Consider the following 1,585-nt stretch of genomic DNA (forward strand, 5'->3'; position numbering starts at 1 on the left):
GGGTGGTTTTTACTTCAAAACCGGAGGGGTCAATTTCAAATTGGGTTGTCTTGTAACTGCGGATTTTTTGAAATTCGTTGTAAAGGGCGGCGGAGTAATCTATGTTTGTTGTACCGCAGGCGAATTCGTTGATAGTTTTAAAAACTTCGTAGCTGGCTCCTAGTCGCCCATAACTGGATTCATCTTGGCTGAAACATTCAAAGAAGACTTCATCGGGATGAACGGTAATTACTGGATCGAGGACAAACCAGGCATCACGGTCTTTCTGATAGAGGTAATTGTAGTACTGTTGTCTGGCTTTATAAAAGGTGGATAATCGTTGATATCGGTTCTGATTTAATTGAGTTAGTTCTGCTTGTAAGGGTTTAATTTTATTGGCGATGTCTTGGCGTTGTGCGGCTATGAGTTGCCAGTCTTGTTGGTCTTGGTTGGCACGCCATTGTTTATACTCGGTTCTGTCTTTGGGTTTGAAGCGTAAATCGGAAAATACTACGTCATGTAGGGCGCTGATGGCTTCTCGAAAGGCTACATTTTTCCCTAATTCACCAATGAAGTAAGTGGGAGGACGCTTGGTGTCTGGGGAGAAGGACATTTGGGTGCTGCTGCCGCGATCGCTAACTGCTGTACTATTTTTATAGGCGTAGTTAAATTCCATGGTTTTTAGGGTATTGAAGTATTTTTTTTATTGTTAAGAAGGGAATCGGGAATTTAGAATTTAGAATTTAGAATTTAGAATTTAGAATTTAGAATCGGGAAAATTATGAAATAGATAATGGAAATAGATAATAAGATTTTTTGGTGTTATCCTGAATCATTACTTTGTTTCATAAGCGATCAGGATATAGTTGAAAATGCTATAGGGTTTCTCGTACTATCGCTACTCCCTATTCCCGACTCCCTCGGTGTGCTTGACTCCCGACTCCCTACAATACACAACTGATAAATCCCTACACTCCTCTTAATTCGGATACTGGTTTAACCTGAATAGGAAGAGGAATAGTAGGATAGTTTTGGTGAATTTTAAGCATGAGCTGAATTGAACGGGCTTTATCACCAATAGCCATTGTGATGGATTGTCGTGTTAATATTTCTGCTACTATTTTAGCAGCTGCTTGGCTTTTTTGGGCTTCAGCTTCTAGAAATGCGAAGACGCGCTGTTTAGCAATTCGTCCGCGATTAACCCGAGACAAAATACTGATAAAGTAAGGGATTAAGTCTTGCAAACGGTCGGGATTATCTACGGCATACTGTTCTAGATAGTTAGTGGCAAATAGCTGCATGTCTTGGCTGGGATGTTCACTAAATTTAAGCAGATAATCTTGACCATAACTCTGCTGAAAGGTACGTAGGACTAAATTCCGCCCAAATTGACGAACATCATCCCGAGTACTGTCACAAATACTGACCATGACTTCAGGTGTCCAGTCTTGTTCGGTAATTTGTTGGCTAAAGAGTTTGGTAGCAAATTCTCGGGAATCCTGCCATTTTGCTTCTAGTAATCGCACTGCGGCTAACATGTCTTGAGAATTGCTACGGATACGGTTGAGCCTTTGCTCAATCATTGTCCAAGCGGCTTGACGGACGG

General features: G+C 41.2%; 1 protein-coding gene and 2 pseudogenes. 1 reads left to right on the forward strand and 2 read right to left on the reverse strand.

Annotated elements, in window-relative coordinates:
- Positions 1-655, reverse strand: a pseudogene (locus F6K38_RS41485) (SWIM zinc finger family protein); the annotation flags it as partial.
- 117 nt (positions 656-772) lie between these two features.
- On the opposite strand from F6K38_RS41485, the gene F6K38_RS41490 reads away from it, so the two are divergent.
- Positions 773-940 carry a hypothetical protein gene (locus tag F6K38_RS41490; RefSeq protein WP_154659804.1) on the forward strand — a complete coding sequence of 56 codons (168 nt, stop codon included), beginning with the start codon at positions 773-775 and terminating at the stop codon, positions 938-940.
- 7 nt (positions 941-947) lie between these two features.
- Here the strand turns inward: F6K38_RS41490 and F6K38_RS41495 are convergent.
- Positions 948-1,585, reverse strand: a pseudogene (locus tag F6K38_RS41495) (hypothetical protein); the annotation flags it as partial.

The organism is Moorena sp. SIO3B2 (genome assembly GCF_010692525.1).
In the GTDB taxonomy this organism is placed as follows: domain Bacteria; phylum Cyanobacteriota; class Cyanobacteriia; order Cyanobacteriales; family Coleofasciculaceae; genus Moorena; species Moorena producens.